The organism is Nostoc sp., from assembly GCF_036917635.1.
GTDB lineage: Bacteria > Cyanobacteriota > Cyanobacteriia > Cyanobacteriales > Nostocaceae > Nostoc.
The window spans coordinates 234,844-248,507 of record NZ_JBALCW010000094.1; the positions used below are offsets into that span (position 1 = coordinate 234,844).

Genomic DNA, 13,664 nt, shown 5'->3' on the forward strand with positions numbered 1-13,664 from the left:
AAAAGGAAATTTTCGTGATTATTTGTGACATTGCGATCGCCAATTAGTAGTATAAATTTACAGTGCGTAGGCGTAGCCCGTCGTAGACATCGCCTCTCGGCTTTCATTTCACAAAAATCACATAAGACTGATATATTTAAGGTAAATAATTGTCATCTAATAACTGTGCAAGAGTGTAAGGACATTTTTCTGCAAAAATAGTTAAATTGGTTTTAATTTGCACAAAATCAACCGCACTTTGATAAATATTCTCTAAATCATCCTGTAATTTATTCATTAAATTCGTGGTTAGATGATTATTTAAGTCATATCTAAAAGTTTTAATTTCTCCAATCCAATGACGATAGTTTCTTTCATATTCCACCTGCCAATATTTGAGTAATAATATATGAATAATAATTTGCCTTAAAAGACCTTTGGTTTTAGCTAAATCTCTTTTTCCGAAATTGATCAATTCCTCAATTAAATTTTCTAAATCAAGTTGGTGAAACTGTTTTTGTCTTAATAATCCAATGGTTTCTTCTAACCATAAATTTTCATCGGTTTCATAGAGTTGCTTTAAGTTGGTAGTAATTGTCATATTTTTAGCTTCTACCTACATTCCATAATCTAATCATATACAATTATAAATTTATAGATGCAAACCACTAAAATACAGATAAATTGCATTTACCCCTATTTTTATTGTCCGCCTCGACGAGCAAACAGGTAATGTATTTATGGTTCTTCAGTACTTGTTATGCAAAACTAACAAAAAGAATGCCAATTTAATAAACATCTAACTCTGAAATTTTCAAAGTTTCTAAATCCATATCCAGAACGTTTAATCAGTTTAAGCGAACAATTGATGATCTGATGACATTGCTTTGAAATTGTAGCCTCCGTTCTAACTCAAAAACCAGTTATCACAGTTATTAACTGAATTGGAAGAGTTATTCAGGACGAAGATTCATGAGTCCATACAGCATATCCCTGAAGCCCGCACGCTTCAAATTGCATAAATACTATTTTTATCACTTTTTTGGCGAACCCCTGAGACACTGTGAATTTTGGGTGGTGTTGGGTTAAAAAAGAAACATGAATTTTATCAAACCCATCACCAATTGGTTAGAAACCCGCGCCAGTACCCCTGCTTATGGCGGTTGGGTATTAGCAGCAACGGCTATTTGTTTTTTTGGCGCAGGTATCAATACGATGGCTGGCTGGCTATACGCCATTAGCGGCATTAGTTTTGCCCTTTTGGGTGTAGCAGCCATCTTACCGCCGCGATCGCTCACAAATCTATTCATCACCCGCCGTCCCATTCAACCTGTGTCAGCAGGCGACGATCTGACTGTGGAATTAGAAATCCGCAATCAAACACAGCAGCCTGTCAGCTTATTGCAAGTTGAGGATATATTACCCTTCGTCTTAGGGAAACCAGTACAAAAGGCTATCGAGACAATTCCTAGTAAAGGTAGTTACCGTTGGGTATATTACCACCCTACCCAGCGCCGAGGAGTTTATCGCTGGCACACAGTCGAACTGGGTTCTGGTGCACCTTTGGGATTATTTTGGTGTCGCCGTCAGCGTGATTGTGCTGCCACAGCGATCGTCTATCCTACAGTGTTACCCTTGGCTACCTGCCCCCTAGTAGACGAAATGGGGCAAGAAGAGAGCAAAAGGGGCGATCCTCGTGGTAAACCTTTGCAGACAGCGACAACAGGGCTGGTGCGATCGCTCCGCCCTTATCGTGTAGGAGATCCCACCCGTCTAATCCACTGGCGAACTAGCGCCCGCTATGGAGAATTAAGGGTGCGGGAGTTAGAAATGGTTACAGGTGGACAAGAAATAGTTATTGCCCTTGACAGTGCTAGCAATTGGGAAGAAGAAAACTTTGAACAAGCAGTAATTGCCGCAGCTTCGCTGTACTTTTATGCACAGCAACAGCAATTACAGGTGCAACTCTGGACAGCATCTACAGATTTAATCAAAGGCGATCGCTTTGTTCTAGAAACCTTAGCAGCAACCACCGCTCTAGAAGATGCCAGTTCAGTTATTCCTAAAAGCCATCCTTTGATTTGGCTAACTCAAAACCCCCTGAGCCTTGCTAGTCTTCCTCAAGGCAGTCGCTGGGTAATGTGGCCAAATATTTCCTCACCAGGAGAACAAAAGGTAATCAATTGGGAATACCCTGGTATAGTTTTACAAAGCGATCGCGCACTGCAACCCCAGCTACAAAAAACATTAAATTCGTATTAACAAAGTTTAGGGGTTTAATTCAAGAGCCTAACGACGGCAGTTAACTTTGCTTTAGCTTTGTATTTTGTTGGTGTTTACGTCTTAATACTGAACCAGCACTTAAAGCAGCTATTGATAGTAGCGCTGGTAGCAATGTAGGTTCGGGAACAGATGTAGCTTTTTCATTAAAGGTAAAATTATCTAGTGCAAACTGTGTCCCGGCACCACGAAGATAATATGGCTCAACGCCACCAAATGACGTAAACTTTAATTCATCAATACCAAAATAATCAAAATTAACTAAAGTTGGCTGTGTCGTATTTACAACCACAGTTTTTGAATACAAGGTTGCGCCCTTGTTTAAACCTTCTACAGTAACCGAAAGACCATTATTCCAAGTAGCTGATAGGTAAGCACTGTTGAAGTCAAAAACACTATCACTTACTAAGGCTGGGTTTCCAAATCCGTTGAAAGCCACATAGTCTCCTGAGACTCTTCCATTGTCTTCGCCTGTACGTGTAATTTTAGGATTTGAGCCATTTATGTAGTTAAAATTATCCCAATTGAATCCACCGTAACCATTAGGAATCCGAACAAAATATGAAATAGGCGCTATATCATCAAATGTTAAAACAGTTGCTTGTGCTACTGATCCTATTCTCAAAACAAAGACTGCTCCTATCAAAGCAGCAGTTGATAACTTTTTCGCAACAGTTGAAATACTCATATAGTAGTTGTAACTCTTGATAAAATTGTGCTTTTTTTTACACATTTAAGACCTTACATTAAGTTGCAATAAGTAACAAGTATTATTACTTACTAATTTCATAAAGTCTGATAAAGTTATGATGAAGAGAATTCAGCACAATGTAAAAATAAACAAAGCCTGACATAAGGCTGATAAAAGGATCGCGCTTGGCGTCTTCCCTTATACGCGTCACAGTGTCGTTTTTTGATGAGAATAAATCAACCTCTTGACTTTTAAATTCTGCCTCAAGATGCAACTTGAATTGTAATTAGCTAATAAGTTAAACTTCTATGATTTACTAGATTTTGTCTGATCCCAGCACACCGGATATATCAGCCTTTGAGCGAAGGTAAAACAATTGAGCAGGTAAGTTTGGGGAAATACACCCAGTAATCCTCTAGTGAGGCTGAGGTACAATGCAAAGAAATATTTAAATTATGAGCGACATGATCACATCAGAACATAACACAAAATCCAGCGATAAAAGCCTAGAGGCAATGCGGCATTTTTCCGAACAATACGCCAAGCGGACTGGAACATACTTCTGTTCTGAGCCTTCTGTTACCGCAGTTGTGATTGAAGGACTAGCCAAGCATAAAGACGATCTAGGTGCCCCTTTATGTCCCTGTCGCCATTACGAAGATAAAGAGGCTGAAGTTCACGCGACATATTGGAACTGTCCCTGTGTGCCAATGAGAGAACGCAAAGAGTGCCATTGCATGTTGTTCCTCACTCCTGACAACGAGTTTGCTGGAGAAAAACAAGATATCTCTCTCGAAACAATTAAAGAAGTACGAGAGAGCATGGGATGAGCGAAACCATCCCCCAAGAGTTTTGGCAAGGCGTAGAACAGTTCAATTCTGGTCAGTTTTACGCCTGTCACGACACTTTAGAGGCTTTGTGGATTGAAGCTGGCGAACCGGAAAAAACCTTTTATCAAGGCATTCTCCAAATTTCTGTGGCGCTGTATCATTTGGAGAATCGCAACTGGCGAGGAGCAGTAATTCTACTGGGAGAAGGCAGCAATCGCCTACGCCGTTACCCATCTAGCTACTCTGGCGTTGATGTAGATAAGCTATTGAGTCAGAGCGCAGTGTTGTTGACGACATTACAACAAATAGGGCAAGACTTGATTACATCTGGAGATTTGGGTGAAAATCAAGTCTTATCTTTGCCTAAAATTGTGTCGTCTACTGATTAGACATCTGGTAAATTAACAAACTTCGGCGCTTTTTTCTCCCAAGGGGTGACGCTAAAAGCGATGGCGGTTCCCGTCGTTAGCGCAGCGTAAAGCGCTAGCTTGCTTCCACAAAGTGGTACGGCATGGCAACACTATGAGCGACGCTTTTAGCGTCACCCCCGAACCCGGAAGGCTTAAGACAGGGTTTACGACTGTTGCCATAATATATAGATTTACCTAGAATTATAGTAAGTAATTCTGGGTAAAGAATGGATAGGCTGATTAGCATTGGTGAACTAGCAGAGTTAAAGGCAGTTAGCGTTGACACAATTAGACGGTGGGAACGTGAAGGCAAGATTAAATCTGTTAGAACAGATGGCGGTCATCGCCGCTACAAACTTGGTGACTTTGTAGAACAAGCTGTTGGAAAAACAATAGCCTATGCAAGAGTTTCAAGCCACGATCAAAAATCAGACTTAGATCGACAAGATGCTGTTTTGTCAGCTTATTGCGCTGCAATGGGATGGAGTTACGAGGTAATTCGGGATCTTGGTAGTGGTATGAACTACCGCAAGAAAGGACTTACCAAGCTAATTACCACGCTTTTGGATGGTGATGTTGCAAGGCTAGTCATTACTCACAAAGATCGTTTATTAAGATTTGGTTCCGAATTGATATTTGCAATTTGTGAATATCATAGTGCGGAAATTGTGATTCTCAACAGGAAAGAGGATGCAACTTTTGAAGAAGACCTGGCCTCAGATGTCCTTGAAGTCATTACTGTCTTCTCCGCCCGATTATATGGATCTCGCTCTAGTAAAAACAAAAAGCTCCTTGAAAACCTTGCAAAATCTCTAGGATAGCGGTACTCTCTAGGGAAATAACTACATTGAGAGGTCGAATCAATGTCAATCCTAACCTACTGCAAGGGATTGCCCACACCAGAGTCAGAAATGAACGGACTTGGGCAAACCGAACTTGAAATGTTTCTAGAATGCTATGCACCAATCTTTCGTAGTGCTGCCATTGAAACAGTTAATCAATTACTATTGAATGACTTCAACAAGTCTCAATGGAACACGCATCTACAAAAAGCTTATGGCATCAACAAGCGACACGCCAATGGTGTAATTAGCGCGGCTATTGGGAGAGTAGATGCTGCCAAGGCGCACCGAGAACTACATATCAAAACTACTGCGGGTAAGATAAAGTCAATTGAAAAATGGCTTAAATCATCTGAACGCAAACTCAAATTAGCAAGGAAGTTTTACGCTAAAAAGAACTGGCAGCATTCTAAAACAGGGTGTAATTTGCCTCTGTCTTGTTCATTGAAATACCGTGACACTAACTGGAGTAATTTAAGATTTCAGATTCATGGGAAAAAACGTAAACTAACTTTATTTAAAAACAAATTAGAACACTTGAGAGTGAAGCCTATTCGGGTTTGGGTGCCACGCGGCAATATTTTTATAGTTGGCTCTAAGGATGAATCTCATGGAAATCAGGTTGCACAATGGGACGAGCAAACAATCAAGATTAGAGTCCCCGAATGCCTAGAGTTCAGATTTGGTAAAACAGTCAGTTCCAGCATTGGTGATTATAAGCGCAACATAAACCGATTGCCGGAATCTGGTTCAAAGACTTGGCACTTTTTCTATAAAAATGGTAGATGGGTTGCAGCAGTTCAGTTTACACCTAAAGCTGTAAAACAGCAGTCACAGACTGTTAGATATGGCTGTATAGGTATTGATATGAACCCTGGCTCAATGGGATGGGCGTATGTTGACAGTGATGGTAATCTTAAAGCTAAAGGACAAATCCCTTTACAAATGGGATTACCAAATGGTAAACAAGAAGCTCAAATAGTAGATGCTTGTTTGCAATTAGCAGGATTAGCAATTTCTTTTGAGTGTCCTGTTGTCTGTGAAGAATTAGATTTTAGTGACAAAAAAGAGCGCCTGGGTGAAGAATCGAGAAAGTACGCTCGAATGCTATCTAGTTGGGCATACAGCAAGTTTTACGAACTACTTCAATCAATCTTATCGAATCGTGGCATTGAGCTTGTAACTGTCAATCCAGCGTATTCTAGCTTAATTGGATTAGTGAAGTACATGAGGATGTATGCCCTATCTAGTGATTGTGCTGCCGCGTTAGTAATTGCCCGTCGCGGCATGAGACTATCCGAAAAAGCGCAAAGCTCCATAACCGCCTATTCTTCAGTGAATGAAGAAAAGCACGTATGGAGCTTTTGGAATGAACTAAATAAAATTATCAAACGTTCCAGTGAAATTAATCGCAGACACGATTATTTTACTGTTTCTAACTGGAGTTTCTTGGGCAACCTCAACAATGGGGAAGCGTAAGCACTAAGGAAGGACGTTTTAAACTTACACCGTAGAGTTAAATAAGGCTTACATAGGTTTGCCTATATTTTTAGAAGCGGTATTGTGCCTACGTTATTTTCACTCAGATGTCAATTTCCTGAAACCTTGAGGTTGGGGGTAGCGTCACTATTTCAGCCATTACTTATCAAAAATCACTCCAGATTGGATATTTCATATCTGGATAAAGTACTTGAGATAATTAGAATGCAAGCTGAAATCCTGAATCCCCAATTGCTATGATGCCCTGCTATCAATTGCCCATATCCCAAATGCGTCGCTTTGGATTAGCTTTAATGCTGCCAGTTACACTATTGGGCGCTTTTGTCTTGCCTACTCAAGTGCTAACCGCTACTGCACAAACATCTCAGGCAAATCGCCCTTTAACTATCCGCGCTGATGTGCAAGAATATGACGCGAAAAACCAAGTAATCACTGCTCGCGGTAACGTGCAAATGTTGTATCCTGCTCGCCAGATTCAGGCAACATCTGCCCAAGCACAGTATTTTAGTAAAGAACGCCGAATTGATTTCAGTGGCAATGTCTATATTTTGCAACAGGGCGGTAATAGTATCCGGGCGGAGAAAGTAACCTATTTAATCGACGAAGGGCGATTTGTTGCCTTACCCCAATCCAACCGTCAGGTAGAGTCTATCTACATGATCCAGGAATCAGATAATAATGGGCAAACTGCAACACCTGCTCCACAAACACCAGCATTCAAGCGTTCTAATTAGCATCTTCCACCAAGAAAAGGCACGAACAATTGAAAATTGTTTTAGAGAATATTCACAAATCTTACGGCAAGCGAGTAATTGTCAATCGTGTCAATCTTTCTGTTGCTCAGGGCGAAGTCGTTGGTTTACTAGGCCCCAATGGGGCTGGTAAAACGACGACATTTTACATCGCTACAGGTTTAGAAAAACCCAATCAAGGAAAAGTTTGGCTGGGTAATCTGGACGTTACGGAAATGCCAATGCACAAAAGGGCGCGACTGGGTATTGGTTATTTAGCACAAGAACCAAGTGTTTTTCGCCAACTCTCGGTAGAGGATAATATTCTGTTGGTACTAGAGCAAACGAATGTGCCACGATGGGAGTGGGCAAGACGACTCACAACTTTACTGCGGGAGTTTCGGTTGGAAAAATTAGCCAATAGCAAAGGAATTCAACTATCTGGTGGTGAGCGACGGCGGACGGAATTAGCAAGGTCTTTAGCTGCTGGACAAGAAGGGCCAAAATTTTTACTTTTAGATGAACCATTTGCGGGAGTTGATCCTATAGCAGTCTCAGAAATTCAGCAAATTGTCGCACAACTGCGCGATCGCGGCATGGGAATCTTAATTACAGATCATAACGTCCGCGAAACCCTAGCCATCACCGATCGCGCCTATATAATGCGCGAGGGACAAATTCTTGCTTTTGGTGCTGCTGACGAACTCTACGGCAACCCCCTGGTGCGGCAATATTATTTAGGTAATAATTTTCAAGTCTAAATTAATGATTATTTAGTTAATAATTTAAAAGCCTATTTTTAATTTTTAAAGATGAATTGATAAGTTGATTTTCAGATATTTAAAATTAAATCATCCTAAATACATGAGATATCCTTTGTTTGCCAGGGTTGCCAATAATATTTAACTTTTCAAGCTAGTCATGATATCAAAGAAACTTACGTCTTTATACAACCTCTATTCGCTGCTACCTTTTACGATCATGGATCGCTATCTTACCAGCGAATTGTTAGCGCCGTTTTTCTTTGGTGTCGGAGCTTTTTCATCACTTGGCGTTACCATTGATGCTGTATTTGATCTCGTCAGGAAAATTGTAGAATCTGGGCTACCCATAGACATTGCCATTCAGGTTTTTTTGTTAAAGTTTCCCAACTTTATCGTTTTAGCCTTCCCCATGTCTACGCTGCTGGCTACTTTGATGACTTACAGTCGTCTTTCTAGCGAGAGCGAACTAATTGCTCTGCGTGGTTGTGGGGTCAGCGTCTATCGCATAGTGCTAACTGCTGTGATGTTAAGTCTTGTGGTTACAGGAATGACATTTGTGTTTAACGAACAAATTGCACCAGCAGCAAATTATCAAGCGGCGATGACTCTGGATAAAGCCCTCAAATCAGACAAGCCAACTTTTAAACAGCAAAATATTTTTTATCCTGAATACCAGGATGTTACACAGCCGGATGGCTCTAAGAATAGGATATTGACACGCTTGTTTTATGCCGACCAATTTGATGGTAAGCGGATGTCAGGTTTGACGATTATAGACCGTTCAACAAAAAATCTGAATCAAATTGTGGTATCAGAATCTGCCCAGTGGAATCCTTCTCAAAATGTCTGGGATTTTTACAACGGTACCATCTATTTTGTTGCTGCCGATCGCTCCTATCGCAACATCGTCAGATTTGAACACCAACAACTGCAACTACCGCGCACGCCATTAAGTCTGGCAGAAAAAAGTCGGGACTATGGAGAGATGAATATTGCTGAAGCACTAGATCAACTACAAGTAGAACTTCTCGGTGGCGATCGCCAAAAAATTCGTAAACTTGAAGTGCGGATTCAACAAAAAATCTCCTTACCTTTTGTATGTGTAGTTTTTGGCTTAGTAGGTGCAGCGATGGGAAGCATACCCCAGCGAACTGGCCGAGGTACCAGCTTTGGGATTAGTGTCGTAATAATTTTTTCCTACTACTTAATTTTCTTTATTAGTGGTGCGATCGCGCAAGCAGGTGTCCTCTCTCCCTTTATGGGGGCTTGGTTGCCCAACTTTCTTTTTTTAGGAATAGGTCTATTCTTATTGAGGCGAGTTGCCAATCGATGAGGGGGATGAGGAGGATGAGGAAGCAATTTTTCTCCCCCTGCTCCCTCATCTTTCCCTGCTCTCTTCATCCCCACACTTCAATTACGGGTGATAATTTCGACATTCCGGTGCATTTGGGTTTTCCTTACAGTACTCTTCAAAAGATACTTTGGCTGATACCATACCCTCAGCTTTCTGATGAGCGGCTTCTGCTTGAAGTTCTTCTACCTCATCCCAGGCGGCTGCACAGGCTTTAGAATAAGCACCTTGTTCGGTGCAAATAGCCCGAGACTGCTCAATTGCTTTTTGAATTCTCTCGTCCAGCAATAGGGCTTTTGGCGCTTCCACAAAGTCGCTTTTGGTCAAAATGTCGGTAATCGAGATGATGCCCAACAGCTTACCTTGAATCACAGGCGCTCGATGAATACCAGTGTTAGCAAATAACCGCGCTACATATTCCACACCCAAATCAGGATTGACCACAATGCAGGGCTTGCTCATAATTTCGTAAACCCGCACTTGCTTTGGGTCTTTACCGTAGGCTGTTACCTTATAAACAATATCCGTTTCTGTGACAATGCCATAAGCATCATTTTCATGGCGATGATCCACAACCAGCGCCCGCAATTTTTTTTCCTTCATCAGCCCCACTGCTTCAGCAACAGTCGCCGAACCGCGAATGGTAACTACATCTTTGGTCATGATATCTTCAGCTTTCATCATTGCTGTAGTCTCCTGGTTAATAGTACGGTGCAGCACAGTGCCTTCAGAGGCATATCGAAATTGCAGCACACATTTATAGTTCGCTAACTAGAAAGAAAGTAAAAAAGTTTAATTTTTGTCCAGCTACAACAATAAATTAGACCAGTTGTCAACTCCTGATGTTATCCAATGTGACCGATACCCAAAAAATAAGCATAAATTACCATAACTTTCTCGAAAATCTCGTCAACAAAAGAACAAGGGGCAGGGGGCGGGGGGAAGAAAGAAAAATATTATCTGAGTAAATTGGATAATTTATTTTCTGGAAGTCCCTTATACCAATTCACAAAAATCCTCTACACTTCTATTGGTACTGATACCATTTCTTTGTGAGGCTGCGCCAAACCCTCTTAACTTTTTCTTTCTTTCTTTCTTTCTTTGTGTTCTTTGCGGACTTTGCGGTTCGTTTTTCTTTCTTGTACTTAAATATGGTTTAGCGCATCTTCATACAGAATTGGTATGACTAATAACTGATGGAGAGGTTAGGATAAAATTACTATCCAACTTCAGTTGAGATATTTCCTGTTGAGGAAAGCTTCATGACTTAAGCAAAAGTACACGCGCTCAGGGGCAATTCATCAATAGCCTTAAGAATAAAATAAGGGTTTCGGCTATTGTTTGCGTAAGTGATGAAGCAAAAGAATTAAACAGCAACGCCTTGGGCTGCCATCAAGTTTTACAGATTTCAAGTAAATTTCAATTATCAATCCCATGCCAAACCGTCATTATCCTCCCGCCTACTTACGCTATCTCAAAGCCAGGTTACGGAATCTAGGGCGACCTGGTTTTTGGGGTACTGCAATTTTTTTATCTGTAGTCGGGCTAGTAACTTGGGAATACTGGTCAAACCCAGATATTTTCGTTTATAAGCAAAAAAGCCAAGTCGCTTCACAAAATCCTGCTAATTCCTCGCTCTCAGAAGAAAACAGAGCGATTGCAGCAGATATTGATAACCTGCCAGTTTTATTTAATGACTTTGACCAAGCAACTCCTTCAGTAACGCCAAATAACTCCAAGGAAAATACTGAGGCAAAAAATAGCAAAAACCCCTTAGAGGATGTAATTAACAAACAAAAGTCTGATAATGATACCAAATTAAATCCTGGTCTAGGCGTTAATGCCGTCACCTCCCCAGCTGCTAAAAATCCCTTTGTTGTCCAAACAGAAAATTTATTGCGGACTGGGACGGTTGATAATAATAACCAGTTTTTAGGTCTTAAGCCTTCAACTACGGCATCTGAACCAACAGAAGGGGAAACATCTTCTAGTTTGGGAATTGGATTTACCAATCAAACCAACAAGAATCAAAATTCTGTCTCTATCAGCCCTCTGCAAGCAGCACTCAGCCAATCGACAAACCAGAAATTTTCTAGCTTTAATGGGACTGCAACTCAGACAAATGCCTTGGGCCGAGCCTCTGAGCCAGGAACAACATTAATGCCATCCATTAACAGCTTACCCAGTCAGATACCAAGTGCTGGATTAACTACTGGAACAGGCTACACATCAACGGGTACGAATTTGCAGCAAAATCCCTACAATAATTTAAATAACGGTAATAACGGTCAAGTAGTGCCTAGTAATGGATTAACTACTGGGACAGGCTACACATCAACGGGTACGAATTTGCAGCAAAATCCCTACAATAATTTAAATAACGGTAATAACGGTCAAGTAGTGCCTAGTAATGGGTTAAATACTGGGACAGGCTACACATCAACGGGTACGAACTTCCAGCAAAGTCCCTACAATAATTTAAATAACGGTAATAACGGTCAGGTAGTGCCTAATTTAGCACCAGTGACACCCCCAGTCACCCCTGCTGCACCAAGTAATATTGCACCTTACTCTAGTCAGATTCCAAGTCAAGGCGTTGTCACCCCTACAAAGCCTGTGGGATATGGGAATTATGGGTTGCAGCAACCGATGCAACCACCACAATCTAATTATGGAAATTATGGGTTGCAGCAACCGACGCAACCACCACAATCTACTTATGTGTTGCAGCAACCAACACAGTCTAATTCGTTATATCTTCGCCAGATTCAAGAGAAGTATAGAGGTTCCGGTCAAAGGTGATTTTAAGCACCAAGGCTTGATAAAGTCTAGCTAAGGTGATTGTGGGCTATTTGGAATAATCGGAACTTCTGGTGTTTCGGGTTGTTGCTGTTGTCGTTGTAAATATTTACTCAATACATAAGCCATATCTGCACGGGTTACAGGTTTTAATGGGGAAATATTGCCTTGAGCATCAGTATTGAGAAATCCTTCAGTAGCTACTGTAGCGATCGCTTTTCTAGCCCAAGTTGGGATAGAATTTTCATCTGGATATGAAGCCAGAATATCATTCACAGCCTCATCGGGAAACTGAAATACACCATAAGCCTGGGCGAAAATAGCCAGAGCTTCAGCCCTTGTCACCTTTTGGTTAGGGAAGAATTCATTGCCGCGATAGCCTTTCATGATGTCAGTTTTTAAGACTGTCTGTATATCATTAAATGCCCAATGAGAACTAGGAACATCTGGAATAGCTAAATTTTCTTTGCTAACAACTTGTCTTTTATTTAGCCCAAATGCTTTTACCATAATTGACGCTAATTCGGCCCTACTAAGTAACTTTTCTGGATAAAACTTGCCATCAGAAAAGTTTGTCATCCATTTTACAGCAGTTACCTGTTGAATGGCATCAGATGGAACTCCAGAAGTATTTTCTGGCACTGGGGCTTGAGCAATTGCTGGTAAGTTTTGTAGTAGTGCCACTAAAGATAGAGTAATTGAAAGCTGACGCATCATCATAACCACTTTTAGCTGCTAAGGTGAATTTAAAAAACTACGTTACTGAGGTTAACGTAAAATTTGGTGTTTTTAATAACCTGTAACTCAGCTAGTGACGAATTTAGGCTGGGCAATGTTGCTCTAGCTACATAGGGTATGGCTATAAATTTTAAAAATTAGGACTTTGTTCAGAATCCCAGCACTTCCCATGATTCCAGATTCTACCAGTGTGTTCACATTCTGATTTATCCTCAATCCAAGGAATTGAAGTAGGGTAATAGGAGCTAGACATGGGAGTAAGTGAAGACAATACAGAAGAAAATATAGTGTAGGTACAAATCGACAGAATGATTAGAAATCCTATGAAAAACAAAATATTGCCAGGAGTCCAAAAAGGATATAAACTTCTTTCAGAGCGTAAACGCATTTTAGAACGACGTTCTGAACCTGCTAGCAACACCAAATAAAAGCTTAATCCGGGAATTGGTACTGAAACTCTTATGTCTAAAAAATGACGTTTCCTAGCACGAGAGTCCAAACCCCTTTTTATCGCTTCTAATTGCTCCACCGTAAAGGTATTTGCTACTTTCGGGTCAATTTTAGCGAAAAGTTGCTCAAAAGTAGGATCAGTGTACTGGGACTTACTCATGCTTTTTGTATAGTATAATACCTTATTTTTACATTAGTTATCTACTTTGTTCCGGAAACTAGGATGCTTTATTTTTTGGAAGTCCCTAATCAAGGAAGTAGAAATTAGCAAAAACTTGTTTTTTACCTTTCATCTTTTG

General features: G+C 40.7%; 14 protein-coding genes and 1 pseudogene. 9 read left to right on the forward strand and 6 right to left on the reverse strand.

Annotated features, from left to right (window positions below; genetic code table 11):
* Positions 1-136: 136 nt before the first annotated feature.
* Positions 137-580: a DUF29 domain-containing protein gene (locus V7K32_RS22610; protein ID WP_334996118.1), complete on the reverse strand. Its 444-nt coding sequence runs from the start codon at positions 578-580 to the stop codon at positions 137-139.
* Between the two features lie 167 nt (positions 581-747).
* Positions 748-849, reverse strand: a pseudogene (locus tag V7K32_RS22615) (transposase); the annotation flags it as partial.
* Between the two features lie 228 nt (positions 850-1,077).
* On the opposite strand from V7K32_RS22615, the gene V7K32_RS22620 reads away from it, so the two are divergent.
* Positions 1,078-2,241 carry a DUF58 domain-containing protein gene (locus V7K32_RS22620; RefSeq protein ID WP_334996120.1) on the forward strand — a complete coding sequence of 388 codons (1,164 nt, stop codon included), beginning with the start codon at positions 1,078-1,080 and terminating at the stop codon, positions 2,239-2,241.
* Between the two features lie 40 nt (positions 2,242-2,281).
* On the opposite strand, the gene V7K32_RS22625 is transcribed toward V7K32_RS22620, so the two are convergent.
* Positions 2,282-2,947, reverse strand: a complete 666-nt coding sequence (locus V7K32_RS22625) for a PEP-CTERM sorting domain-containing protein (RefSeq protein ID WP_334996122.1) — start codon at positions 2,945-2,947, stop codon at positions 2,282-2,284.
* Between the two features lie 467 nt (positions 2,948-3,414).
* Between V7K32_RS22625 and V7K32_RS22630 the strand changes: the two genes are divergently transcribed.
* The 7 genes from V7K32_RS22630 (at position 3,415) to V7K32_RS22660 (ending at position 9,360) form a co-directional block, all read left to right on the forward strand.
* Positions 3,415-3,780 carry a ferredoxin thioredoxin reductase catalytic beta subunit gene (locus V7K32_RS22630; protein ID WP_334885197.1) on the forward strand — a complete coding sequence of 122 codons (366 nt, stop codon included), beginning with the start codon at positions 3,415-3,417 and terminating at the stop codon, positions 3,778-3,780.
* On the forward strand, positions 3,777-4,169 hold the full coding sequence (locus V7K32_RS22635) for a DUF309 domain-containing protein (RefSeq protein WP_334996124.1): 393 nt from the start codon (positions 3,777-3,779) through the stop codon (positions 4,167-4,169). The genes V7K32_RS22630 and V7K32_RS22635 overlap by 4 nt, the downstream gene beginning before the upstream one ends.
* Before the next feature lie 248 nt (positions 4,170-4,417).
* Entirely contained in the window at positions 4,418-5,011 is a 594-nt protein-coding gene (locus tag V7K32_RS22640; protein WP_334996126.1) for an IS607 family transposase, read from the forward strand.
* A gap of 42 nt (positions 5,012-5,053) precedes the next feature.
* Positions 5,054-6,511, forward strand: coding sequence for a hypothetical protein (locus V7K32_RS22645; RefSeq protein WP_334996128.1), 1,458 nt, complete (start codon positions 5,054-5,056; stop codon positions 6,509-6,511).
* A 257-nt stretch (positions 6,512-6,768) separates the two neighbouring features.
* The gene (locus V7K32_RS22650) at positions 6,769-7,266 is read left to right on the forward strand and encodes an LptA/OstA family protein (protein WP_334996130.1); all 498 of its coding nucleotides are present in this window, start codon (positions 6,769-6,771) and stop codon (positions 7,264-7,266) included.
* Between the two features lie 29 nt (positions 7,267-7,295).
* Positions 7,296-8,024 carry an LPS export ABC transporter ATP-binding protein gene (lptB, locus tag V7K32_RS22655; protein WP_334879242.1) on the forward strand — a complete coding sequence of 243 codons (729 nt, stop codon included), beginning with the start codon at positions 7,296-7,298 and terminating at the stop codon, positions 8,022-8,024.
* A gap of 220 nt (positions 8,025-8,244) precedes the next feature.
* On the forward strand, positions 8,245-9,360 hold the full coding sequence (locus V7K32_RS22660) for an LptF/LptG family permease (protein WP_334996256.1): 1,116 nt from the start codon (positions 8,245-8,247) through the stop codon (positions 9,358-9,360).
* Between the two features lie 81 nt (positions 9,361-9,441).
* Here the strand turns inward: V7K32_RS22660 and V7K32_RS22665 are convergent, their stop codons facing one another.
* Positions 9,442-10,062 carry a CP12 domain-containing protein gene (locus V7K32_RS22665; RefSeq protein ID WP_334879248.1) on the reverse strand — a complete coding sequence of 207 codons (621 nt, stop codon included), beginning with the start codon at positions 10,060-10,062 and terminating at the stop codon, positions 9,442-9,444.
* Positions 10,063-10,812: 750 nt separating this feature from the next.
* Here V7K32_RS22665 and V7K32_RS22670 point away from each other — a divergent pair.
* A complete protein-coding gene (locus tag V7K32_RS22670) occupies positions 10,813-12,180 on the forward strand; it encodes a hypothetical protein (RefSeq protein ID WP_334996134.1) in 1,368 nt (455 codons plus the stop codon).
* 30 nt (positions 12,181-12,210) lie between these two features.
* On the opposite strand, the gene V7K32_RS22675 is transcribed toward V7K32_RS22670, so the two are convergent.
* Positions 12,211-12,891, reverse strand: a complete 681-nt coding sequence (locus V7K32_RS22675; RefSeq protein ID WP_334996258.1) for an S-layer homology domain-containing protein — start codon at positions 12,889-12,891, stop codon at positions 12,211-12,213.
* Positions 12,892-13,045: 154 nt separating this feature from the next.
* Complete coding sequence (locus tag V7K32_RS22680; RefSeq protein ID WP_334996136.1) at positions 13,046-13,525, reverse strand: hypothetical protein; 480 nt, start codon at positions 13,523-13,525, stop codon at positions 13,046-13,048.
* Positions 13,526-13,664: the final 139 nt, after the last annotated feature.

What these genes read in the sequence shown, in the direction of transcription:
- V7K32_RS22675 (WP_334996258.1), bottom strand. Translation starts at nt 12,891, where the DNA reads ATGCGTCAGCTTTCAATTACTCTATCTTTAGTGGCACTACTACAAAAC.
- V7K32_RS22680 (WP_334996136.1), bottom strand. Translation starts at nt 13,525, where the DNA reads ATGAGTAAGTCCCAGTACACTGATCCTACTTTTGAGCAACTTTTCGCT.
- V7K32_RS22610 (WP_334996118.1), bottom strand. Translation starts at nt 580, where the DNA reads ATGACAATTACTACCAACTTAAAGCAACTCTATGAAACCGATGAAAAT.
- V7K32_RS22645 (WP_334996128.1), top strand. Translation starts at nt 5,054, where the DNA reads ATGTCAATCCTAACCTACTGCAAGGGATTGCCCACACCAGAGTCAGAA.
- V7K32_RS22650 (WP_334996130.1), top strand. Translation starts at nt 6,769, where the DNA reads ATGATGCCCTGCTATCAATTGCCCATATCCCAAATGCGTCGCTTTGGA.
- V7K32_RS22660 (WP_334996256.1), top strand. Translation starts at nt 8,245, where the DNA reads ATGGATCGCTATCTTACCAGCGAATTGTTAGCGCCGTTTTTCTTTGGT.
- V7K32_RS22640 (WP_334996126.1), top strand. Translation starts at nt 4,418, where the DNA reads ATGGATAGGCTGATTAGCATTGGTGAACTAGCAGAGTTAAAGGCAGTT.
- V7K32_RS22620 (WP_334996120.1), top strand. Translation starts at nt 1,078, where the DNA reads ATGAATTTTATCAAACCCATCACCAATTGGTTAGAAACCCGCGCCAGT.
- V7K32_RS22670 (WP_334996134.1), top strand. Translation starts at nt 10,813, where the DNA reads ATGCCAAACCGTCATTATCCTCCCGCCTACTTACGCTATCTCAAAGCC.
- V7K32_RS22630 (WP_334885197.1), top strand. Translation starts at nt 3,415, where the DNA reads ATGATCACATCAGAACATAACACAAAATCCAGCGATAAAAGCCTAGAG.
- V7K32_RS22625 (WP_334996122.1), bottom strand. Translation starts at nt 2,947, where the DNA reads ATGAGTATTTCAACTGTTGCGAAAAAGTTATCAACTGCTGCTTTGATA.
- V7K32_RS22635 (WP_334996124.1), top strand. Translation starts at nt 3,777, where the DNA reads ATGAGCGAAACCATCCCCCAAGAGTTTTGGCAAGGCGTAGAACAGTTC.
- V7K32_RS22665 (WP_334879248.1), bottom strand. Translation starts at nt 10,062, where the DNA reads ATGATGAAAGCTGAAGATATCATGACCAAAGATGTAGTTACCATTCGC.